The sequence below is a fragment of the Microbacterium sp. CCH5-D1 genome, assembly GCF_001557335.1.
GTDB lineage: Bacteria > Actinomycetota > Actinomycetes > Actinomycetales > Microbacteriaceae > Microbacterium > Microbacterium oxydans.
The window spans coordinates 31,637-52,683 of sequence record NZ_LSJW01000258.1 but is presented as its reverse complement, the minus strand read 5'-3'; the positions used below and the strand labels follow the sequence as shown (position 1 = coordinate 52,683).

The 21,047-nt window shown below is 69.9% G+C and carries 19 protein-coding genes; 11 read left to right on the top strand and 8 right to left on the bottom strand.

Annotated features, from left to right (window positions below; all coding sequences use genetic code 11):
- Positions 1–11 precede the first annotated feature (11 nt).
- The 5 genes from AX744_RS15865 (at position 12) to paaZ (ending at position 6,373) form a co-directional block, all read left to right on the top strand.
- Positions 12–1,331: an MFS transporter gene (locus AX744_RS15865; protein WP_046748874.1), complete on the top strand. Its 1,320-nt coding sequence runs from the start codon at positions 12–14 to the stop codon at positions 1,329–1,331.
- 122 nt (positions 1,332–1,453) lie between these two features.
- The gene (locus AX744_RS15860) at positions 1,454–2,644 is read left to right on the top strand and encodes an acetyl-CoA C-acyltransferase (RefSeq protein ID WP_061017934.1); all 1,191 of its coding nucleotides are present in this window, start codon (positions 1,454–1,456) and stop codon (positions 2,642–2,644) included.
- Positions 2,644–3,414, top strand: coding sequence for an enoyl-CoA hydratase/isomerase family protein (locus AX744_RS15855; protein WP_061017931.1), 771 nt, complete (start codon positions 2,644–2,646; stop codon positions 3,412–3,414). The genes AX744_RS15860 and AX744_RS15855 overlap by 1 nt, the downstream gene beginning before the upstream one ends.
- On the top strand, positions 3,411–4,295 hold the full coding sequence (locus AX744_RS15850; protein ID WP_061017927.1) for a 3-hydroxyacyl-CoA dehydrogenase family protein: 885 nt from the start codon (positions 3,411–3,413) through the stop codon (positions 4,293–4,295). Before AX744_RS15855 ends, AX744_RS15850 begins: the two co-directional genes overlap by 4 nt.
- Complete coding sequence (gene paaZ / locus AX744_RS15845) at positions 4,292–6,373, top strand: phenylacetic acid degradation bifunctional protein PaaZ (protein ID WP_082738552.1); 2,082 nt, start codon at positions 4,292–4,294, stop codon at positions 6,371–6,373. Before AX744_RS15850 ends, paaZ begins: the two co-directional genes overlap by 4 nt.
- A gap of 21 nt (positions 6,374–6,394) precedes the next feature.
- Here paaZ and AX744_RS15840 read toward each other — a convergent pair whose 3' ends face one another.
- The 7 genes from AX744_RS15840 to dhaK all read right to left on the bottom strand — a co-directional run bounded on the left by AX744_RS15840 (position 6,395) and on the right by dhaK (position 14,624).
- Entirely contained in the window at positions 6,395–7,036 is a 642-nt protein-coding gene (locus AX744_RS15840) for a TetR/AcrR family transcriptional regulator (protein ID WP_061017921.1), read from the bottom strand.
- Between the two features lie 97 nt (positions 7,037–7,133).
- Positions 7,134–8,453: a phenylacetate--CoA ligase PaaK gene (gene paaK / locus AX744_RS15835; RefSeq protein ID WP_061017939.1), complete on the bottom strand. Its 1,320-nt coding sequence runs from the start codon at positions 8,451–8,453 to the stop codon at positions 7,134–7,136.
- Positions 8,454–8,476: 23 nt separating this feature from the next.
- The gene (gene paaI, locus AX744_RS15830) at positions 8,477–8,905 is read right to left on the bottom strand and encodes a hydroxyphenylacetyl-CoA thioesterase PaaI (protein WP_061017920.1); all 429 of its coding nucleotides are present in this window, start codon (positions 8,903–8,905) and stop codon (positions 8,477–8,479) included.
- A 136-nt stretch (positions 8,906–9,041) separates the two neighbouring features.
- Positions 9,042–10,328 (bottom strand): hypothetical protein, encoded by a 1,287-nt coding sequence (locus AX744_RS15825; RefSeq protein ID WP_157543628.1) that lies wholly within the window; start codon positions 10,326–10,328, stop codon positions 9,042–9,044.
- A 155-nt stretch (positions 10,329–10,483) separates the two neighbouring features.
- On the bottom strand, positions 10,484–12,991 hold the full coding sequence (gene ptsP, locus AX744_RS15820) for a phosphoenolpyruvate--protein phosphotransferase (protein WP_082738551.1): 2,508 nt from the start codon (positions 12,989–12,991) through the stop codon (positions 10,484–10,486).
- Positions 12,988–13,632: a dihydroxyacetone kinase subunit DhaL gene (dhaL, locus tag AX744_RS15815; RefSeq protein WP_061017936.1), complete on the bottom strand. Its 645-nt coding sequence runs from the start codon at positions 13,630–13,632 to the stop codon at positions 12,988–12,990. Before dhaL ends, ptsP begins: the two co-directional genes overlap by 4 nt.
- Positions 13,632–14,624, bottom strand: a complete 993-nt coding sequence (gene dhaK, locus AX744_RS15810) for a dihydroxyacetone kinase subunit DhaK (RefSeq protein WP_058632482.1) — start codon at positions 14,622–14,624, stop codon at positions 13,632–13,634. Before dhaK ends, dhaL begins: the two co-directional genes overlap by 1 nt.
- An 88-nt stretch (positions 14,625–14,712) precedes the next feature.
- Between dhaK and AX744_RS15805 the strand changes: the two genes are divergently transcribed.
- Positions 14,713–15,552, top strand: coding sequence for an IclR family transcriptional regulator (locus tag AX744_RS15805; RefSeq protein ID WP_227751373.1), 840 nt, complete (start codon positions 14,713–14,715; stop codon positions 15,550–15,552).
- A 37-nt stretch (positions 15,553–15,589) separates the two neighbouring features.
- On the opposite strand, the gene AX744_RS15800 is transcribed toward AX744_RS15805, so the two are convergent.
- Entirely contained in the window at positions 15,590–17,743 is a 2,154-nt protein-coding gene (locus AX744_RS15800; protein ID WP_061017916.1) for a RecQ family ATP-dependent DNA helicase, read from the bottom strand.
- A 136-nt stretch (positions 17,744–17,879) separates the two neighbouring features.
- Between AX744_RS15800 and AX744_RS15795 the strand changes: the two genes are divergently transcribed.
- The 5 genes from AX744_RS15795 to paaD all read left to right on the top strand — a co-directional run bounded on the left by AX744_RS15795 (position 17,880) and on the right by paaD (position 21,047).
- A complete protein-coding gene (locus AX744_RS15795; protein ID WP_061017910.1) occupies positions 17,880–18,299 on the top strand; it encodes a hypothetical protein in 420 nt (139 codons plus the stop codon).
- Between the two features lie 87 nt (positions 18,300–18,386).
- Positions 18,387–19,361, top strand: coding sequence for a 1,2-phenylacetyl-CoA epoxidase subunit PaaA (paaA, locus tag AX744_RS15790; protein ID WP_058632485.1), 975 nt, complete (start codon positions 18,387–18,389; stop codon positions 19,359–19,361).
- Positions 19,361–19,666, top strand: coding sequence for a 1,2-phenylacetyl-CoA epoxidase subunit PaaB (gene paaB, locus AX744_RS15785; protein ID WP_061017908.1), 306 nt, complete (start codon positions 19,361–19,363; stop codon positions 19,664–19,666). The genes paaA and paaB overlap by 1 nt, the downstream gene beginning before the upstream one ends.
- Positions 19,663–20,559: a 1,2-phenylacetyl-CoA epoxidase subunit PaaC gene (paaC, locus tag AX744_RS15780; RefSeq protein ID WP_442922836.1), complete on the top strand. Its 897-nt coding sequence runs from the start codon at positions 19,663–19,665 to the stop codon at positions 20,557–20,559. Before paaB ends, paaC begins: the two co-directional genes overlap by 4 nt.
- Positions 20,553–21,047: a 1,2-phenylacetyl-CoA epoxidase subunit PaaD gene (gene paaD / locus AX744_RS15775; RefSeq protein ID WP_046748862.1), complete on the top strand. Its 495-nt coding sequence runs from the start codon at positions 20,553–20,555 to the stop codon at positions 21,045–21,047. The genes paaC and paaD overlap by 7 nt, the downstream gene beginning before the upstream one ends.

Sequence of the window (21,047 nt, the reverse complement as noted above, 5' to 3'; positions counted from 1 at the left end):
ATGGAGTTCTCATGACGTCAGCAGTCTCCGACCGCACCCCATCCACACGGATGCCCGCCGAGGAACGGCGCGTACTCGCCGGCACCCTCGTGGGCACGTCGATCGAGTGGTACGACTTCTTCATCTACGCGCAAGCAGCGGGGCTGGTGCTCGCGCCCCTCTTCCTGGCTCCGATCGCACAGGAGAACCCCGGCTTCGCCCAGGTGCTCTCGTTCGCGACAATCGGCATCTCCTTCCTCTTCCGCCCGCTCGGCGCGATCGTCGCGGGCCACCTCGGCGACAAGCTCGGTCGCAAGAAGATGCTCGTGCTCACCCTCGTCATGATGGGCCTGTCCACGTCGTTGATAGGCCTCCTTCCGACGTATGCCGCGATCGGCGTGGCCGCGCCCATCCTGCTGATCCTGCTCCGCATCGTGCAGGGATTCTCCGCGGGTGGCGAATGGGGCGGAGCCGCCCTGATGGCCGTCGAGCACGCGCCGAACAGCCGCAGAGGACTCTTCGGGGCGTTCCCGCAGATCGGCGTCCCCGTCGGCATGATCCTTGCCACTTCCACCCTGTGGGTGCTCACCAGTTCGATGTCGCCGGAGGCCTTCCTCGAGTGGGGCTGGCGCATCCCCTTCCTGCTCTCGATCGTGCTCATCGCGGTCGGCTACGTGATCCGACGCGCGGTCGATGAGAGCCCGGTGTTCGAGGACCTGCGGCGCCGCCGCAAGGAGGCATCCGCTCCCCTGCGCCGGCTCTTCCGTCAGAACACCAAGCAGGTCGTCCTCACCGCGATCATCTTCATCGCGAACAACGCGGCGGGGTACCTGCTCATCGCGTTCTTCGCGACCTACGCCGTCACCACCCTCGGCATGGACCGACCCCCGGTGCTGCTGGCGACCACCCTCGCCTCGTTCGGGTGGCTCATCTTCACCCTGTGGGGCGGACACCTCTCCGACCGGCTCGGCCGCATCCGCACGTTCCAGATCGGCTACGTGGCGCTCGCACTCTGGGCGGTGCCGATGTGGTTCCTCATCGACACCGCGAACATCCTCTGGTACTTCGTGGCACTGTTCGTGATGACGTTCGCGCTCGGACTCTCTTACGGCCCGCAGGCAGCCCTGTACGCGGAGATGTTCCCCGCGAACGTGCGCTATTCGGGCGTCTCCATCGGCTACGCCCTCGGTGCGATCCTCGGCGGAGCGTTCGCGCCGATGATCGCGGAGGCGCTGATGAACCAGTTCCACGCGGCCTGGACGATCGGCGTGTACATCGCGGTGGCATCCGTGATCTCGCTGATCGGCGTCTCGCTCGTCAAGGAGACGAAGGGCGTGGACCTGCTCAGCTGAAGCCGCTCCGATCGCGGCGCCGGCCACACCTGTGACATAATTACCGGACGATCGGTCAGTAATTCGGGCCGATCGTCCGGACAACGGGCAACCCGTCGAGACAACGCAGTCAGGAGTTCCGCATGACCGAGGCCTACCTCGTCGGAGGCGTACGCACCCCGGTCGGTCGCTACGGCGGAGCCCTGGCCTCCGTCCGTCCCGACGACCTCGCAGCGATCGTCGTCCGCGAGGCCGCGCGACGCGCAGGCGTCGACCCCCTCCAGGCGGAGATCGACGAGGTCATCCTCGGCGCCGCGAACCAGGCGGGCGAGGACAACCGCAATGTCGCCAGGATGGCGGTCCTGCTCGCCGGCCTTCCCGACAGCGTCCCCGGCATCACGGTCAATCGGCTGTGTGCCTCCGGCATGTCCGCCGTCACGATCGCCGCTCAGGCGATCCGAGCCGGCGACGCCGACCTCATCATCGCCGGCGGCGTCGAATCGATGACCCGCGCACCCTGGGTGCAGGCCAAGCCCGAGAAGGCATGGGCGAAGCCCGGCGCCGCGTTCGACACCTCGATCGGCTGGCGATTCCCGAACCCGCGGCTCCTGGCCCGCGAGAAGGCGACGTACACGATGCCGGAGACCGCGGAGGAGGTCGCGCGCGTCGACGGCATCGGACGCGAAGAGGCGGACGCGTTCGCCCTGCGCTCGCAGCAACGGGCCGCCGCGGCGATCGCAGACGGACGGTTCGAGGCGGAGATCGTCGGAGTCCCCGTCGGCTCGGGTGAGGTGCTCGTGGACGAGGGCCCTCGACCGGAGACGACGCTCGAAGGCCTCGCCCGACTGCGGCCCGTCGTCGCGGGCGGTCAGGTCGTCACCGCCGGAAACTCGAGCGCGCTCAACGACGGTGCCTCCGCGATCATGGTCGCGAGCGCGGAGGCGGTCGAGCGGCACGGGCTGACACCGCGGGCGCGGATCGTCGTCGGCACCAGCGCAGGACTCGCGCCCGAGATCATGGGCCTCGGACCGGTGCCCGCCACGGAGAAGGCGCTGCAGCGCGCCGGGCTCTCCATCGACGACATCGGCTCCGTCGAGCTCAACGAAGCGTTCGCCACCCAGTCCATCGCCTGCCTCCGACGCCTCGGGCTGGACGAATCCCGCGTAAACGCCGACGGCGGAGCGATCGCGCTCGGTCACCCGCTCGGCTCGTCCGGCTCCCGCCTTCTGGTCACGCTCCTCGGACGCATGGAGCGCGAGGGCTCCCGCTACGGACTCGCCACCATGTGCGTCGGCGTCGGCCAGGGCGCTGCTCTGATCGTGGAGAAGGTGTGATGCCGCGGTCTCCCCTCGGCGATACGCAGGCGCACGACGAACCCCTCCTCGTCGAAAGGCGTCACGACCGCGTGGTCGCCACCCTCAATCGGCCGCACAAGCGCAACGCGATCGACCAGGCCACGATCGACGCGCTGCACGCGCTGTGCACCGAGCTGGAGACCGTGCCGCTCCCGCTGATCCTCACCGGCGCCGGCGGGGTCTTCGCGGCGGGTGCCGACATCGCCGAACTGCGCGAACGGCGTACCGCCGACGCGCTGCGCGGGATCAACGCTCACGCGTTCGTCCGACTCGCCGAACTGCCGATGCCCGTCATCGCGGCGATCGACGGCTACGCGCTCGGCGGTGGAGCCGAGCTCGCCTACGCGGCGGACATCCGCATCGGGACGCCGACGCTCGCGATCGGCAACCCGGAGACCGGGCTGGGCATCCTCGCAGCGGCCGGCGCGAGCTGGCGTCTCAAGGAGATCGTCGGCGACGCCAGGGCGATCGAGCTGCTGCTCACGGGTCGCACGGTGAAGGCAGAGGAGGCGCTGCGCATCGGGCTGGTCTCGGCGATCCACGAGACGACGGACCTGCTGCCGACCGCCCACGCCATCGTCGACCGCATCGCCCGCAACGACCCCGCAGCGACCATCGCGACCAAGCGGGTGTTCCGGGCACCCCGCGACCACCACCCCGCCGCCGATCTGGAAGCCCAGGCCGAGCTCTTCGAGAGCCCGGAGAAGTTCCGACGGATGACCGACTTCCTCGAACGGAGAGACCGATGACCGAGAGCACGTTCATCGCGCCCGAACAGGTGGGGGTGCTCGGCGGCGGCCGTATGGGCGCGGGCATCGCGCACGCCTTCCTGCTCGCCGGCTCCCGGGTCGGCATCGTCGAACGCGACGCCGACGCGGCGGAGGCGGCCACGGCACGCGTGCTCGAGTCCATCGACGCCTCGGTCGCACGCGGCACGGCCCTCGACTCCCCCGAGGCCTATCGGGCGCGCCTGACCACGGGCACGGATGCCGCCCTATTCGCGCAGTGCACGCTCGTCGTCGAAGCCGTTCCGGAGGACCTCGCCCTCAAGGTCGACGCGCTCCGTCGGGTCGAGGCGCAGATCGCACCGGACGCCGCCATCGCCTCGAACACCTCGTCCATCTCGATCGATGGGCTGGCCGCGGTGCTCGATCGCCCCTCGCGGCTGCTGGGCATGCACTTCTTCAATCCGGTGCCCGCCTCCACCCTCGTCGAGATCGTCCATGGTGCGAGCACCGCTCCTGCGCTCGTCGATGCCGCCCGCGGCTGGGTGGCCGCCATCGGCAAGACACCGATCGTCGTGGCCGATGCTCCCGGATTCGCGTCGTCCCGCCTCGGCGTCGCGATCGGGCTCGAGGCGATCCGCATGCTGGAGGAAGGTGTGGCCTCCGCCGAGGACATCGACGCCGCGATGACGCTCGGATACAAGCACCCCGTCGGTCCGCTGCGGCTCACCGACATCGTGGGCCTCGACGTGCGCCTGGGCATCGCCGAGTACCTCTCCGCACAGCTGGGTGAGCGCTTCGAACCTCCGGCCCTGCTGCGACGCCTGGTCGCCGAAGGCCACCTCGGCCGCAAGAGCGGACGCGGCTTCTACGAATGGGACGCCTCAGGAAGGGAACAGAAATGATCGAGATCCTCCCCAGCTACGTCGAGGGAGCGTGGTGGACGCCGTCGTCCGACGCCGAGGCCACGGATGTCCGTGACGCCTCAACGGGAGAGGTCGTCGCCCGCGTCTCGACCGACGGGCTCGATCTGGGGCCCGTGCTCGACCACGCCCGCACCGTGGGACAGGCGTCGCTGGGGGAACTCACCTTCCATCAGCGCGCCGTGGTGCTCAAGCAGCTCGCCCTCGCCCTCACCGAGCGCAAGGCCGAGCTGTACGAGCTGTCCAGCCGCACCGGTGCCACAGCGCAGGACTCCTGGGTCGACATCGACGGCGGGATCGGCGTGCTGTTCGCGTACTCCAGCAAGGGCCGGCGCGAGCTGCCCAACGCGAAAGTGTACGTCGACGGGGGTGTCGAGAACCTCTCCAAGGACGGCTCGTTCCTCGGCCGCCACATCTACACGCGACTCCGCGGCGTCGCCGTGCAGATCAACGCCTTCAACTTCCCGGTCTGGGGGTCTCTCGAGAAGTTCGCACCCGCGTTCCTCGCCGGCGTCCCCACCGTTGTGAAGCCGGCCACCCCCACCGGATACCTCGCCGAGGCCATGGTGCGCGTGATGGTGGAATCGGGGCTCCTCCCCGACGGTTCGCTGCAGCTGGTCTCCGGCAGCGTGCCGGGTCTCTTCGACGAACTGCGGCTGGGCGATCTGGTCGCCTTCACCGGCTCCGCGTCGACCGCCGAGAGCCTGCGTGCCCACGATGCCGTGCAGACGGGAGGGGTGCGCTTCACGAGCGAGACCGACTCGATCAACGCGTCGGTCCTCGGAACGGATGCCGTCTCGGGCACGCCGGAGTTCGATGCGTACGTCAAGCAGCTGGTCGCCGAGATGACCACGAAGGCCGGGCAGAAGTGCACCGCGATCCGCCGGGCGATCGTGCCGGCGGAAGCTGTCGACGACGTGATCGCCGCGGTCCGCGAGCGGCTGTCGTCGCGCGTGATCCTCGGCGACCCGCGCGCCGAAGGGGTGACCATGGGCCCGCTCGCCTCCACCGCGCAGCGTGAGGAGGTGCTGCGTCAGGTCGACCGTCTGCAGGCCGGCGGCGGCGAACTGGTGATCGGCACGACCGACGCGCCGATCGTCCGCCATGCCGACGGCACCGAAGGAGCAGCCCCCGACGGCGCCTTCGTGGCGCCGATGCTGCTGCGCTTCCCCGATCCCACGAGCCCCGCCGTGAACGAGATCGAGGCGTTCGGACCCGTGTCGAGCATCGTCGGCTATCGCACCCTCGACGAGGCGAGCAGCCTCGTGGCTCGCGGCGGCGGCTCGCTCGTGACGAGCGTGGCGACGCACGACCCCGAGGTGGCCGTCGCCCTCGCCACCGGCATGGCCGCCTACAACGGGCGCGTCCTCTTCCTCGACCGGGACGACGCCCGCACCTCGACGGGGCACGGCTCTCCACTCCCGAACCTCGTGCACGGTGGCCCGGGCCGCGCGGGCGGAGGTGAGGAGCTCGGCGGCATCCGGGCGGTGCTGCACCACATGCAGCGCACCGCGGTGCAGGGTTCCCCGGAGATGATGACCGCGCTCACGGGAGTCTGGCACCAGGGCGCGAGCTCGCGCCCGTACGAGCGGGGCGACGGCGTGCACCCGTTCCGAAAGTCGCTGGCCGAACTGCACGTCGGCGATCAGGTGGCCAGCGGCTCGCGCACGGTGACCCTCGACGACATCGAGACGTTCGCGGCGTTCACCGGCGACACGTTCTACGCGCACATGGACGAGGACGCTGCCTCCGCGAATCCGTTCTTCCCCGGACGCGTGGCGCACGGATACCTGCTGGTGTCGTGGGCTGCGGGGCTGTTCGTCGACCCGGCCCCCGGCCCCGTGCTGGCGAACTCCGGGCTCGAGAACCTGCGATTCGTCACGCCCGTCTCCCCCGGCGACGACATCAGGGTCGAGCTGACCGCGAAGCAGATCACCCCAAGGGAGACCGACGAGTACGGGGAGGTGCGGTGGGATGCGGTGCTGAAGAACCAGCACGATGACATCGTGGCCACGTACGACGTGCTCACCCTGGTGGCGAAGGAGCGTGCGGCGGCGTGACGCTGAGCGCGGGAGCCCCGGTCAGACGACCGCGGCTCCCGCGCCATCGTCCGTGCGCAAGCCGTCCAGGGCGATGGCCACCACGTCGTCTGCGAGACGGTCGGCGCCCTCGCGCCCGCCGGGCCGATACCACTCGACGATCGAGTTGATCATCCCGAACACCAGACGCGCCACCACACTCGCGTCGATGTCGGCCCGCAGTTCCCCCTCGCGCTGCGCCTCAGACACGAGAGCGGTGATCCGACGGTCGAACGCCCGGCGACGGATGAGAGCCCTGCGCTCCACCTCGGTGTTGCCCCGCACCCGCAGCAGCAGCGTCACGGCCGGCAGCTGCTCCACGAGCACCCGGACGGCGCCGCGCAGCACCTGCTCGAGCCGGTCGACCGCGCTCGATGCCCCCTGAGCGGCAGCCGAGTCGGGAATCGGGCCGTCCACCACGGCTTCCAAGCCGCTCAGCGCCGCGTCCAGAGCGAGGTCGAGGATCTCGTCCTTCGAGCCGAAGTGATGGTAGATCGCCGACTTCGACAGACCGAGGCGCTCGGCGAGCATCCCGATCGACGTGGCGTCGTACCCGTACTCGTTGAACGCGGCGACGGCGACGGCGAGGATCCCCTGCTGGTCGTACCCCGGTCGGCCTCGTCGCGTGCTCTGCATCTCGGACATCACCCCACAGTCTCGCACTCGAAGCGGCGGGCGGGCGGGAGCACCGACCGCGAGGCGGGCGCGACAGCTCTCCGTGTCAATCCCCGCATCGCCCGCATCAGCGCAGGTCGTACACCCGCTTGTACTTCCCCTCGCTCCGGGGCAGCGCTCCCGGCTCCTCGAGTTGGACGGCCACCGTCGATCCGACGAAGATCTTGATCCGCTGCGCCAGCACCTCCGCGGCGCTGCGGCAGGTCTCGACGGACAGGTCGGGGTGCCGCTCGATGCGGACCTTCAGCGTGTCCATGCGCCCCGCCTTCGACAGCTCGAGGATGAAGTGCGGGGTCAGCTGCTCGATCCCCAGCACCAGCTCCTCGATCTGCGTGGGGAACAGGTTCACGCCCCGCAGGATGATCATGTCGTCGTTGCGGCCGGTGATCTTCTCCATCCGCCGCATCCCGGGCCGGGCCGTCCCGGGAAGCAGGCGGGTGAGGTCGCGGGTGCGATAGCGGATGACCGGGAACGCCTCCTTGGTCAGAGAGGTGAACACGAGTTCCCCGAGTTCGCCGTCTGGCAGCACGGCGCCGCTCTCTCCGTCGATGATCTCCGGCAGGAAGTGGTCCTCCCACACATGCGGACCATCCTTGGTCTCGAGGCACTCGTTGCCCACACCGGGCCCCATCACCTCGCTGAGACCGTAGATGTCGAGCGCGTCGATGCCGAGGCGCTGCTCGAGCTCGTGACGCATCTCGTTCGACCAGGGCTCCGCTCCCAGAACCGCGACCTTCAACGAGGTGGAGCGCGGGTCGACTCCCTGCGCGGCCATCGCATCGGCGATCGTCAGCAGATAGCTGGGCGTGCACAGGATCGCGTCGGGCTCGAAGTCGAGTATCAGCTGCACCTGGCGTGCGGTCTGGCCGCCGGACATCGGGATGACCGTCGCGCCGAGCGCTTCGATGCCCGCGTGTGCGCCGAGCCCGCCGGTGAAGAGCCCGTAGCCGTATGCGTTGTGCACCTTCATGCCGGGGCGGATGCCGCTGGCTCGCAGCGAACGCGCGACCAGCGCGCCCCACCGCTGGAGATCGCCTCTGGTGTAGCCGACGACCGTCGGGCGGCCGGTGGTGCCGCTGGAGGCGTGGATGCGGGCGACGTCGGACATCGGCACAGCGAACATCCCGAACGGATAGGTCTCGCGCAGATCCGCCTTGGTCGTGAAGGGAAGCAGCCGCACGTCGTCGAGCGTGCGGATGTCGTCCGGGTGCACGCCGGCCTCGTCGAACTTGCGCGTGTAGAGAGGCACGTTCGCGTAGGCGTGGCGCACGGTCTGCTGGAGTCGACCGAGCTGGAGCGCGGCGATCTCGTCGCGCGTCATCCGCTCTTCCGCGTCGAGCTCGGCGGATGCGGGCGGGTGGACGTGGGAGGGTGTTGCGGTCGTCATCGACACGAGGTTCTCCGGAGCATTCAGAAGGTCTGGCTGGTGGTGCGGGAGCGCCCGCGGAACTCGGCGACGGGATCGCCCCGTTCGTCGACCACGGTCACGTCGTAGATGCCGGAGCGTCCGCTGAGCGACCGTCGGACGGCGGTGGCGGTGAGGGTCTGTCCCGATACGGTCGGCTTCAGGAAGGAGATGTCCGCGCCAGCGGCCACGGTGACCCTGTCGTCTTCGTTGCACGCGATCGCGAAGGCGGTGTCCGCCAGGGCGAAGACGAAGCCGCCGTGGGTGATGTGGAAGCCGTTGGTCATGTCGTCCCGCACGCGCATCGAGACGACCGCGTGGCCGGGGTCATCGCGTTCGACCACGAGGCCCAGCGAAGCCGAGGCGCGGTCGCGCTCCATCATCGCGCGGTTCGGGCGCGCGTCGTCCGTCGTCCGCGCCGTCGCTTCCGTCATCGTCGACCTCCTCGTCGAGCGGGTTCGGGCGCTGCACCTGCGGTACCCGATCCGCTCATACTAACCGACCGATCGTTCAGTTAGTCAAGCAGGTCAGCCTCGTCTGCTCCGGGATCCCGGCCTGTGGACGACCCCCTCAGCTGAAGTCGGGAAGCCGGCGCAGTGTCGCATCCTCCGTCAGGATGCCGGTGATCACGGCACTCGGGTCGCCTGCGTCGCGATCGACGCGGAACCGGATCGCCGCCCCCTCGCGCGTCGTCCACTGATAGAAGTACTCGCCGGAGGACACGATACGGATCGCCGTACCCCCGGGGAACGCATCCTCGGCCTCGCCGACGGTGTCGCCGATCCGCACCTCGCCTGCCGTCGGCAACGCGGCAGGATCCTCCTGGGGCTCGTTCCCGACGTTCGCGGAACCGATGGATGCGGCATCGACGACGGAGTCGCCCGCGTCGGTCCACAACAGCACAGAGGCCGAACCGTCCGGACTGACGATCCGCGTCTGCCCTCCGTCCCACTCCGGCCTGATCACCGTCGCTCCCGGGACGGCCGCGATGGCCTCGTCGAGGTCGGAGCCGAGGACGATCGGCCCGATCCCGGTAGCGCTCACCTGCCAGCTGCTCCACGCTGCAGCAGGGTCGACAGCAGGCGGCGTCGCTGCGGGCGCCGGCGGGTTCGCGGTCAACTCCTCGATCAGCTGCGACCGAGCGTCGGACGCCTGGTCGCTCAGGAACGCGGCGGCCCGCTCAGCGTCGAAGGCGGCGTCGCCGGTGAACGGCTGCCAGAAGTTCACGAGGACGTTGCCGACCGACGCGTACCCCTGGTAGAGCCGGTGTCCGCCGACGAGTCCGTCGTCGAGCACCAACGCTCCGGTGACGGCGCGGATCCCATCCCCGGAGTCGAGCGTGGTCGAATCGAACGTCGACGCGCCGCTGCCGTAGGTGAAGTCCGCACACTGCTTCGCCACCTCGACGTACCGGTCCATCAGCCCCTGCGCCGTCGCCTCGTCCGCGAACTGGAGCACATGCATCCAGCCGTCCCGCCCATCGGGGAGGGAGCTGGTCCACGTGACCGAGCGCGCGCCGATCGACGCCTGGGAAGGCTCGTAGAGGAAGAGGTTGCAGATCGCCGGCGAGAGCTCGGGGCCGCCTCCGTCGGAGATCTGGATCAGCGACGGTGACGGCGACCCCACGTCGCCGACGTCGGGGAGGAGACCGGCGATCTTGTCGGCGCTCGGCAGGAACCAGTCGAGCTGGTCTCCGACGAACACCGTCGGACCGTCGTACGGCACCGGAGCAGGGCTCTCGGTTGCCGGAGTCGGCTTCGGTGTGGCTTGCGGTGCGGGCACGCACCCCGACAGGGCGATGATCGCCCCCGCCGTGAGCACTCCCAGGACAGTTCGTGACGACCACCGTGTGGACATGGACCCTCCGATTGCTCGCGACGCCACGATCGACGCCCCCTCGCTGATGAGCCTAGGGCCGGATCCATCGCCCTCACGCTTCTGGACCATGTCCATATCAGAATGGAACGAAACGCATGCCGAGATGCGCATACGACGTGGCAGGACCGTCTCGTTCACCCCTCGACGAGAGCCGAGGAAGCGGCAGCGCGGGCGGCATCCGCAGAGCTCGCACCGACTGCTGCCTCCGCGGCTCGTCGACAGTCATCGACGGACAACTCCTGCAGGCGCGCGGCCACGCGACCGAGCGATCGCGGCGCCATGGACAGCGACGTCACCCCGAGGCCGATCAGGACCGGAGCGAGCGCGGGGTCGCCGCCTGCTTCGCCGCAGACGCCCACCGACTTTCCGGCAGCCCGACCTGCGGCACCGACGGCGGCGATGAGTCGCAGCACTGCGGGCTGCCACGGATCGTTGAGGTCGCCCAGATCGCTGAGCAGCCGATCCGCCGCCATCGTGTACTGGGCGAGGTCGTTGGTGCCGAGGCTCACGAAGTCGACGACCTCGAACAGCTCCGCGGCGAGCAGTGCGGCGGACGGGGTCTCGATCATGATGCCGACCCTGTCGAGCCCCGCGGACCGACAGCGTTCGGCGAAGTCCCTGGCCTCGTCGACCGTCGCGACCATCGGAGCCATCACCTCGACCTCCGCCGCTTCCGCCGCGGCCGCTCGTGCGAGGGCGACCAGCTGATCATCGAGCAGTTGCGGGCGGCGTCGGGCGATCCGCAGCCCGCGTACGCCGAGCGCGGGGTTGTCCTCGCTGTCGGAGTTGGCGAAGGGAAGGGGCTTGTCGCTCCCCGCGTCGAGGGTGCGCACGACGACCTTGCGCCCAGGGAAGGCGGACAGCACGCCGCGATAGGCGGTCACCTGTTCGTCGATGCTCGGCGCCTCGGCGCGGTCGAGGAAGCAGAACTCCGTGCGGAAGAGTCCGACACCCTCCGCATGCGCCGAGGCCGCCACCGTCGCGTCCGCCGCTCCTCCGACGTTGGCGAGCAGCGGTATGCGGTGCCCGTCGGAGAGCGCTCCGACGCCGTCGAAGTCGACAGCGGTCGCCGAGGCGCGCGCTTCGGCGACGCGGGATTCCGCCGGGGCGACCTCCACCGTGCCGCGGTCGCCGTCCACGAGGACCATCGTCCCCACCGGGATCGCCTGGGCGTCGACGACACCGACGACAGCCGGCAGTCCGAGGGAGCGCGCGATGATCGCCGTGTGCGAGGTCGGTCCGCCCTGGACCGTGACGAGGGCGACGCATCGGCCCCCGGCGAGCAGAGCGGTGTCAGCGGGAGCGAGGTCGGCGGCCACCAGCACGAAGGGATCGTCGCGCTCGGGGACACCCGGCATGTCGACTTCGAGGATCTCGGCGATGATCCGGTCGCGTACATCGCGGATGTCGGCGATGCGCTCGGCCATCCGACCCCCCAGCGCGGCGAGAGCCTTCTCGTGGACGACGGCGGTCTCCCAGACCGCACGGGCGGCGGTGCGCCCCTTGGAGAGGACCAGAGCCGTCGCCTCGGACACCAGCTCGGGGTCGGAGGCCAGCAGGCGCGAGGCATCGAGGATGGCCTTGGTCTCTCCCGTCGCCTGCGCCGTGCGTGTGCGGAGCTGATCGGCGACCGCGACGGCGGCCCACTCGATCGCTGACACCTCGGAATCGCGGTCGGCGGGGGGCACCAGCACGTCCGGATCGGGTTCGGGAAGCGGCGGTGCGAGATGCACGACGGGGGCGGCGGCCCGGCCGGAGCTCACCCCGCGCCCGCGGAGCACGGCGCCCGGCGCGACGGTTCGCGTCGGCTCCTCCTGCTCACGCGATTTCGGTTCATCCGCGCGCATCGGCAGACCGGGTGCGGGTGCGGGTGCGATCGAAGTCGCGTCGCCATCGGGTCCGGTCTCCTCGGCCCCCTCCCCGAAGCCGTCATCGAACAGAGCGACCAGGCGATCCAGCGCCTCCTCTCCCCCATCGCCCCGTGCGGTCAGCTCGATCTCGTCCCCCTGCCGCGCACCGAGCACGAGCAGCCGCGTCAGGCTCGCCGCCGACGCGTCGGGGCCGTCGGGGAGCCGGCGCACGCGCACATCCGCGCCGGACGACGCCTTCGCGATCAGTGCCGCAGGACGCGCATGGATCCCCTGCGGGTTGCGGACCCGCACTCGTCGCACCTGCGCGTCATCGTCCTTCGGAGCATCGGAGGTCTCCGCCTCGTGCGCCTCCTCGACACCGAGGGCGCCGGTCTTCGCCGCCAGGGCCGTAGAGGCCTCAGCCGCCACGGTGTCGAGCGATCCGCCCGCCGCAGCGGACACGACAGCGGCGAGAAGCCCCTCCACGAAGGGTGCGGGAGCGAGCCGGACGGGCACGTCGCTCGAACGCAGCTCCACCGCGAGTTCCGCGCTGAGCACGGCTGAGCCCAGATCCATGAGCACGAGGACGCCGTCGCACTCCGTGGCGAGCTCATCGATGGCGGCGGACACCGCGACAGCGTCCGTACCGAGGATCGGTACGCCCTCGGCGTCGACTCCGGCGCCGGCGGCGACCCGCACCCGCACCTCGCCGTCGTGGACCATCTGCAGGGCGAGCTCCAGCGCCGCCTCCCCGAGCCGTGCACTGTGGGAGACGGCGACGATGCCGATCATCTGGCGCTGTCCTCGATCGTCTCGGCGAGCGTCTCGAAGAGGATCGCCGTCGAGGCCGCTCCGGGGTCGAGGTGTCCGGCGCTGCGCTCGCCCAGGTAGCTCGCCCTGCCCTTCCGGGCGACGAGAGGGAGGGTGGCGTCCCGACCTGCCGCCGCGGCATCCGCAGCGGCTCTGGCGGCGTCGGAGACGGAGGCGCCCGCGGCGAGCGCGGCATCCATCGCGTCGACCGCCGGCGCCATCGCGTCGAACATCGTCTTGTCCCCCGCCTCGGCCTTGCCGCGCGCGACGATACCGTCGAGTCCTGCCCGCAGTGCGGCCGCGAGAGCGTCGCCGTCGAGATCGGACACGGCACCCGCGGCCATGCCCATGCGGAGGAAGAACGTGCCGTACAGAGGCCCGCTGGCACCGCCGACCGAGCTCACCAGCGTCATGCCGACCGTCTTCAGGAGCTCGTCCACCGTTGCCGGCGCGCCGGCGGACAGCTTCTCGCCGACAGCGCCCATGCCCCGAGCCATGTTGGCCCCGTGATCGGCGTCGCCGATGGCCGAGTCGAGTTCGGTGAGCCAGTCGCGCTTCTCCGTCACGGCGGCGCCGAAGCGTGCGATCCAGTCGGCGAGGAGCGTGGTGTCGACCGCGGCCATCAGACGCCCCATCGCAGACCGGGGGTGTTCACCGGGGCATCCCACAGCCGCAGCAGCTCATCGTCGGCTTTGAGCAGGGTCACCGAGCACCCGGCCATGTCGAGCGAGGTGATGTAGTTGCCGACGAGGTTCCTGGCGACCTGCACTCCGGCCTTCTCCAGCAGCGCGGCGACCTCGCCGTACATGAGGTACAGCTCGATCAGCGGGGTCGCACCCATGCCGTTGAGCATCACGATCGCAGGACCGGTGCCGTCGATGTCGGCCAGGATCGGCTCGACGAGCTGCCGGGCGATCTCGGAGGCCGGGGCGAGGGGTTCGCGATGCCGACCCGGCTCCCCGTGGATCCCTATGCCGATCTCCATCTGATCGTCCGGAAGGTCGAAGGTGGGCTTGCCCGCTGCGGGCACCGTGCAGCTGGTGAGGGCCATTCCCATCGAGCGGCCCTGTCCGTTCACCTTCTTCGCCAGCTCGACCACGGCCGGGAGGTCGCGCCCCTCCTCCGCTGCCGCCCCGAGGATCTTCTCGAGCAGCACGGTGAGGCCCACCCCGCGGCGTCCTGCGGTGTACAGGGAGTCCTGCACCGCGACGTCGTCGTCCACCGTGATGCTGCCCACCTCGATGCCGTCCATGGCGGCGAGCTCGGCGGCCATCTCGAAGTTCAGCACGTCACCGGTGTAGTTCTTCACGATGTGGAGCACACCCGCTCCGCGATCGACGGCCTTGGTCGCGACCTGCACGCGGTCGGGGGTGGGTGAGGTGAAGATCTCTCCGGCGACAGCGGCGTCCAGCATCCCGGTGCCGACGAAACCGCCGTGCAACGGCTCATGGCCGGAGCCTCCGCCGGAGACGATCGCGACCTTGCCCTGCGCCTTGGGCGTGGCGCGCGTGATGACGTGGTTCTCCAGGTCGACGGAGAGCTCGGGGTGAGCGAGCGCGACGCCTCTCAGCGACTCGACGAGAACGTCTTCCGGGGCGTTGATGAGCTTCTTCATCGTTCGATCTCCTTTGATCTTTCGCGGACTCTTTCGCAGAAATCCGAAAGCAATTCGTTAATGTCGAATATGCTCGGAGCCTGCCGGGTTGTCAAGATCAATCGTGAAGCCCGGCTCCATCGACACCGGCTCGACGACGCACCGGAAGGAGGCCCTCCCCGTGATCCAGGCGATCGACCGCGCGGCGAAGATCCTCGAACTGCTCCAGGGAGCACGCCACCTCGGCATCACCGACCTCTCTGCAGCCCTCGGCCTGCCGCCGTCGACCGTGCACGGGATCGTGAAGTCGCTGCGCGCGCACGGGCTCGTCGCGAAAGAGCGGGGTGGCCAGCGCTACATGCTCGGCCCCACCCTGCTGCGCCTGAGCAACGTCTACCTCGACACCCTCGACGTGCGCGCCAGAGCCATGCGGTGGACGCAGGAGCTCGCACGCCGCACCGACCTGTCCGTACGGCTGGGCGCTCCGCACTTCACCGATGTGCTCGTCATCCACCACAATCTGCGCCCCGATGACAGCCAGCAGATGCTCGAGACCGGTGTCGCCATCCCCGCCCACGCCTCGGCGATGGGCAAAGTGCTCCTCGCCTACGACCTCGGGTTCCAGCAGAGCGTCTTCGAACAGCCGCTGCGCAGCCTCACCGGCGACACCGTCACCGACGTGGCGCGCCTGACGCTGGAGCTGCCGTCGATCGCCGAACGCGGCATGGCCGGGGAGTTCGACGAGGCCGTCCTCGGCGAGTCCTCGATCGCCGCCCCCGTCGCTGACGCGTCGAACGACATCGTCGCCGCGGTCGCCGTCGTGTTACCCACCTCGCAAGCGCCGGCGTCGGATGCGATCCTCAACGCACTGCGGGAGACGGCACGCAACATCTCACGCGAACTCGGCGCCACCGCCTGGCCCCCGCGCATCGCGCCCGCCGACGACTGACACCTGTCCCACGCAGCGCCACCCCGACGGTCGGCTGTCAGCCGCGCAGCGCCAGCGCGAAGGGCAGCACGCCCGTCGCCCCGGCACGACGGAGCTCACGCGCCGCGACGGTCATCGTCCACCGGCTGTCGACGAGGTCGTCGACGAGCAGCACCGGTCCGGTCGGCACATCCAGATGCCGAGCGCTGAAGCGCTCCCAGAGTCCCGCGAGGCGGAAGACGCTGTTCCCACCCGGCCCGCCGGAAGGCCCTCCTCCCACGAGTTCGAGCGCCCCGAGATACGGCAGGCGCCCGACATCGGCGAGTCCGCGCGCGAGCGAGTCGACCAGCAGCGGGTGCGAGCGCGAGGGCATCGCGACCACCGCCACGGGGCGCTCCTCCCACCCCCATCCTGCGAGCACGCGGACGCACGCCTGCAGCAGCTGCGGTGTCACCGCGGCATCGGGCGCCCCGGCCGCGAACAGCTCGCGCAGCGCCCCGCCCCAGCCCAGATCGGTGAGACGCGCGAGTGCACGCCCCTCACTCGCCTGCTCGTCTGCCGGGATGCGCCCCTTGACCGGCACGTCCAGCCGGTCCGCACCGGTCGGCCAGGCACGACGAGGCTCGATCGGCACTCCGACGCGGTCGAGCGATTCCACGGCCTGCGAGCTCGCGGAGGCGCCGATCTCCCGCGGGAACCACTCTCCCGCGCAGTTGTCGCACCTCCCGCACGGAGCGGCCGTGTCGTCGTCGAGCGCGCGCTGCAGGAACTCCATGCGGCACCCGTCGGTCTGCTCGTACTCGATCATGTGCTGCTGCTCGGCCACACGCTCGGCGGCGATGCGCTCATACCGCTCGGCGTCGTAGCTCCAGGGTGCACCGGTCGCGACCCACCCGCCCTGCACGCGCCGGACCGCCCCGTCGACGTCGAGCACCTTCAACAGCAGCTCGAGCGGCGTGCGGCGGATGTCGACCATCGCCTCGAGCGCCGGCGTCGAGATCGGAACGTCGCCGAGGGCCCCGATCACCCGCTCGGCTCGTTCACGATCGGGCATCGAAGCTGTCGCGAAGTAGTGCCAGATGTCACGGTCCTCGACGCCGGGGAGCAGCAGCACGTCCGCGCTCTCGCTGGCACGTCCGGCACGACCCACCTGCTGGTAGTAGGCCACGGGGGAAGACGGCGCGCCCAGGTGCAGCACGAAACCCAGATCGGGCTTGTCGAACCCCATGCCCAGCGCGCTCGTGGCGACGAGAGCCTTGACCTCGTTGCGCTTGAGCATCCCCTCGGACTCGGCGCGCTCGTCGGGGTCGGTCTGCCCGGTGTAGGCACGCACGTCGTGGCCGTGCTCACGCAGCAGGCGTGCGGTGTCGACGGCGGCCGCGACCGTCAACGCGTAGATGATGCCGGAACCGGGAAGGTCGTCGAGGTGGCTCAGCAGCCAGGCGAGGCGACTCGCCGAATCGCGCAGGCGCAGCACTCCCAGTCGCAGCGACGTCCGGGCGAGCGGCCCGCGGATCGTGAGCACCGGAACCGCATCGGCGTCGGCGGCCGTCCCGTCGTCCGCTCGGAGGCTGCCGAGCTGCTCGGCCACGTCGGCCACGACACGGCTGTTGGCGGTCGCCGTGGTCGCGAGCACCGGCACGTCAGGCGGCATCTGGGCGATCAGGTCGCGCAGGCGGCGGTAGTCGGGACGGAAGTCGTGCCCCCAGTCGCTGATGCAGTGCGCCTCATCGACGACCAGCATCCCGATGCGCCGGACGAGCGCCGGCAACTGCTGCTCACGGAAGGCGGGGTTGTTGAGCCTCTCGGGAGAGACCAGCAGCACATCGACCTCATCGCGATCTAGCTTCGCGAGCACATCCGACCACTCGTGCGCATTGGTGGAGTTGATCGCCACGGCCCGCACCCCCGCACGTTCGGCGGCGGCGATCTGGTCGCGCATGAGGGCGAGCAGCGGAGACACCAGCACGGTCGGGCCCGCCCCCTGCCGACGCAGCAAGAGCGTGGCGACGAAGTAGACAGCGGACTTGCCCCACCCGGTGCGCTGCACCACGAGCGCGCGGCGGCGCCCTTCGACGAGCGCCTCGATCGCCTCGTACTGTCCGTCGTGGAAATCGGCATCCGGGCGTGCGACGAGTTCGCGCAGCGCCGCGCGGGCGGACTCGCGGAGGTCGGCGGCCTCGGGGGATGCTGCAGCGGCGTCGGCGGTCATCCCCCCACTCTGCCCCACACCTCCGACACCTCCGACACCTCCCACACCCCCCACACCTCCAACACCTCCGACACCCGTGGTCGCGTTCCACAGGTTCGCCGGGCCCCGGGCGAGTGCCGTCGTCTAGCGTGAGGGGATGATCACACGCGAGCTCGCCGTCGCCCTGCGGGACACCGGACTGATCTGGCATCCGGCCGATGGCGACCGCTTCCAGCTCGATCTCCCCGACGACGTGGAACTCGAAGCGGAGGCCGACGTCTTCACCGTGAGTGAGATGACGATCGAGGCCCGTCAGACGCCGAGCGGCACCGATCTGGCGTTCAACGGCACGACGGAGTGGGCGCTCGACGCGGTGACGCTCGCGGACGCCGTATGGCTGCCGCGGGAGGACCAGCTTCGCGATCTGCTCCGCGGCACGTTCCGTTCGCTGGTGCGCCTCGAGGACTCCTTCCGCGTCGAGATCGAGATCGGGGGCGAGCTGCTCGCTTTCGAGCACCCCGACCCCTCAGAGGCGTACGGCCGCGCCCTCCTCGATCTGATCTCCCGCTCGCGCTGACCTCGCCGTCTTGAATCCGGCAGTCCACTGTGTCAGAATTACCAAACGATCGGTCAGTAAAGATGGCCCGATGCCGAGGAGTCGATGATGACCAGTCCAGCAGACCTGTCCCTGGTGGGCGAGATCTCCGATGAGGAGCGCCTGTTCGACGAGCTCATCGCCAACGAGCAGCGCATCGAACCCCGCGACTGGATGCCCGACGCCTATCGCAAGACACTGGTGCGGCAGATCTCGCAGCACGCGCACTCCGAGATCATCGGCATGCAGCCGGAGGGCAACTGGATCACGCGCGCGCCGAGCCTCAAGCGCAAGGCGATCCTGATGGCCAAGGTGCAGGACGAGGCCGGTCACGGCCTCTACCTGTACTCCGCCGCCCAGACCCTCGGCACCACGCGCGACGAGATGATGGACCAGCTCATCAGCGGCAAGGCCAAGTACTCGTCGATCTTCAACTACCCCACCCCGACCTGGGCGGACATGGGCGCGATCGGCTGGCTCGTCGACGGCGCCGCGATCTGCAACCAGGTGCCGCTGTGCCGGGCGTCCTACGGCCCCTACGGCCGCGCCATGGTGCGCGTCTGCAAGGAGGAGTCGTTCCACCAGCGTCAGGGCTTCGAGATCCTGCTCACCCTGATGCAGGGCACCGAGGAGCAGCGCGCGATGGCTCAGGATGCGGTGAACCGCTGGTACTGGCCGAGCCTCGCCATGTTCGGGCCGCCCGATGACCAGTCCCCCAACTCGGCGCAGTCGATGAAGTGGAAGATCAAGCGGTTCTCCAACGATGAGCTGCGCCAACGCTTCGTCGGCATGCTCGTGCCCCAGGCCGAGATCCTCGGCGTCACGCTGCCCGACCCCGACCTGCGCTTCGACGAGGAGAGCGGACAGTACGTGATCGGCGAGATCGACTGGGACGAGTTCTTCGAGGTGGTGCGCGGCAACGGGCCCTGCAACGCCGAACGCCTCGAACGCCGCCGGACGGCTCATGAAGAGGGCGCCTGGGTGCGCGAGGCCGCGGCCGAGTACGCGCGCAAGCAGTCGCTGAAGACGAAGGCGGTGGCGTGATGGCGACGCCCGGCGCCGACGAGCGCGAGCCCTGGCCGCTGTGGGAGGTCTTCATCCGAGCGAACCGCGGACTGAGCCACGTGCACGTCGGCTCGCTGCACGCTCCGGACGCCGAGATGGCGATCCGCAATGCGCGCGACCTGTACACGCGTCGTGGAGAGGGCGTCTCGATCTGGGTCGCCCCCGCAGACGCGATCACCACGAGCGACCCCGACGCCAAGGGCGCCTACTTCGAGAGTCCCGCCGGCAAGAACTATCGCCACGCCGTGTACTACACCGCCTCAGAGGGAGTGCCGCACCTGTGAGCACGGCACACGAGGAGACGGTGTACGCGGAGACGGTGCACGAGGAGACGGTGCACGCGGAGACGGTGCACGAGGACATCGACGTGCACGGGAACGTCTCGGTCGACGAACTCGACCTGGCGCAGGAGCTGTCAGGCACCGGCGCGGTCGCCGCATCGGCCGACGTGGCGGAGTACGCACTTCGTCTCGGCGACGACGCGCTGATCCTCTCGCAGCAGCTGGGCGCGTGGATATCCCGCGCTCCCGAGCTCGAGGAAGACGTGGCCCTGGGCAACATCGCCCTCGACCTGCTCGGTCATGCGCGCTCGTTCCTCCACTACGCCGGGTCCTTCGACGGGCGCAGCGAAGACGATCTGGCCTTCTTCCGCGACGAACCCGATTTCCGCTGCGCATGGATCGTGCAGCAGCCCAACGGAGACTTCGCCCAGACCATCGCTCGCCAGTTCGTGGTGGCCACGTACATGTTCGAGCTGTACTCGGCCCTGCGCGGCAGCACCGACGAGACGTTCGCCGCGATCGCGGAGAAGTCGCTCAAGGAGGTCGACTACCACCGCGACCACGCCGTGCAGTGGATCCTGCGTCTCGCCGGAGGCACGGAGGAGTCGCGCGCCAGGATCATCCGCGCACTCGGCGACGTGTGGCCGTACGTCGATGAGCTGTTCCGCGACGACGATCTGATCGCGCGGCTCGGCGACGCGGCCGTGGTGCCGTCGACGCTGCGGCCTGCTTTCGACGGCGTGGTCGAGACGGTGTTCGCGGAAGCGGAGCTCTCGGTGCCCGCCGTGATGTCGTCGTCGGCCGGCGGGCGCACCGGTGCGCACGCGACCCCGCTCGGCCACATCCTCGCCGAGATGCAGGTGCTCGCCCGCAGACATCCGGGGGCGACATGGTGACTCTCACGCCGACGCAGGCCGCGTGGCGGATCGCTGCCTCCGTGCCCGACCCCGAGGTTCCTGTGCTCACGATCGAGGACCTCGGTGTGCTCCGCGCGGTGGAGGTCGACGGAACCGCGGTGCATGTCGACATCACCCCGACCTACAGCGGCTGCCCCGCGATGGACACGATCCGCGACGATGTGGTCCTGGCTCTCACCGCCGCCGGCTTCGACGAGGTGTTCGTGCGCCTGGTCCTCTCCCCCGCCTGGACGACCGACTGGATGACACAGGCGGGCAAGAGCAAGCTCGCCGAGTACGGCATCGCACCGCCCTCGGGCCGCGCCGCCGTGTCGACCGGCCCCATCCGCCTGGCGTTGAGCGTGCGCTGCCCCCGCTGCGGGTCGCTCGACACGCGCGAGGTCTCCCACTTCGGCTCCACGTCATGCAAAGCCCTGTTCGAGTGCCGCGCCTGCCTCGAACCCTTCGACCACTTCAAGGTGCACTGA

Excerpts from the sequence above, each read along its gene's own strand:
- paaZ (WP_082738552.1), top strand. The coding sequence starts at position 4,292 with ATGATCGAGATCCTCCCCAGCTACGTCGAGGGAGCGTGGTGGACGCCG.
- AX744_RS15860 (WP_061017934.1), top strand. The coding sequence starts at position 1,454 with ATGACCGAGGCCTACCTCGTCGGAGGCGTACGCACCCCGGTCGGTCGC.
- AX744_RS15840 (WP_061017921.1), bottom strand. The coding sequence starts at position 7,036 with ATGTCCGAGATGCAGAGCACGCGACGAGGCCGACCGGGGTACGACCAG.
- paaA (WP_058632485.1), top strand. The coding sequence starts at position 18,387 with ATGACCAGTCCAGCAGACCTGTCCCTGGTGGGCGAGATCTCCGATGAG.
- AX744_RS15855 (WP_061017931.1), top strand. The coding sequence starts at position 2,644 with ATGCCGCGGTCTCCCCTCGGCGATACGCAGGCGCACGACGAACCCCTC.
- dhaL (WP_061017936.1), bottom strand. The coding sequence starts at position 13,632 with ATGGCCGCGGTCGACACCACGCTCCTCGCCGACTGGATCGCACGCTTC.
- AX744_RS15825 (WP_157543628.1), bottom strand. The coding sequence starts at position 10,328 with ATGTCCACACGGTGGTCGTCACGAACTGTCCTGGGAGTGCTCACGGCG.
- AX744_RS15795 (WP_061017910.1), top strand. The coding sequence starts at position 17,880 with ATGATCACACGCGAGCTCGCCGTCGCCCTGCGGGACACCGGACTGATC.
- paaB (WP_061017908.1), top strand. The coding sequence starts at position 19,361 with ATGGCGACGCCCGGCGCCGACGAGCGCGAGCCCTGGCCGCTGTGGGAG.
- AX744_RS15850 (WP_061017927.1), top strand. The coding sequence starts at position 3,411 with ATGACCGAGAGCACGTTCATCGCGCCCGAACAGGTGGGGGTGCTCGGC.
- ptsP (WP_082738551.1), bottom strand. The coding sequence starts at position 12,991 with ATGATCGGCATCGTCGCCGTCTCCCACAGTGCACGGCTCGGGGAGGCG.
- paaD (WP_046748862.1), top strand. The coding sequence starts at position 20,553 with ATGGTGACTCTCACGCCGACGCAGGCCGCGTGGCGGATCGCTGCCTCC.
- dhaK (WP_058632482.1), bottom strand. The coding sequence starts at position 14,624 with ATGAAGAAGCTCATCAACGCCCCGGAAGACGTTCTCGTCGAGTCGCTG.
- AX744_RS15800 (WP_061017916.1), bottom strand. The coding sequence starts at position 17,743 with ATGACCGCCGACGCCGCTGCAGCATCCCCCGAGGCCGCCGACCTCCGC.
- AX744_RS15865 (WP_046748874.1), top strand. The coding sequence starts at position 12 with ATGACGTCAGCAGTCTCCGACCGCACCCCATCCACACGGATGCCCGCC.
- paaK (WP_061017939.1), bottom strand. The coding sequence starts at position 8,453 with ATGACGACCGCAACACCCTCCCACGTCCACCCGCCCGCATCCGCCGAG.
- paaI (WP_061017920.1), bottom strand. The coding sequence starts at position 8,905 with ATGACGGAAGCGACGGCGCGGACGACGGACGACGCGCGCCCGAACCGC.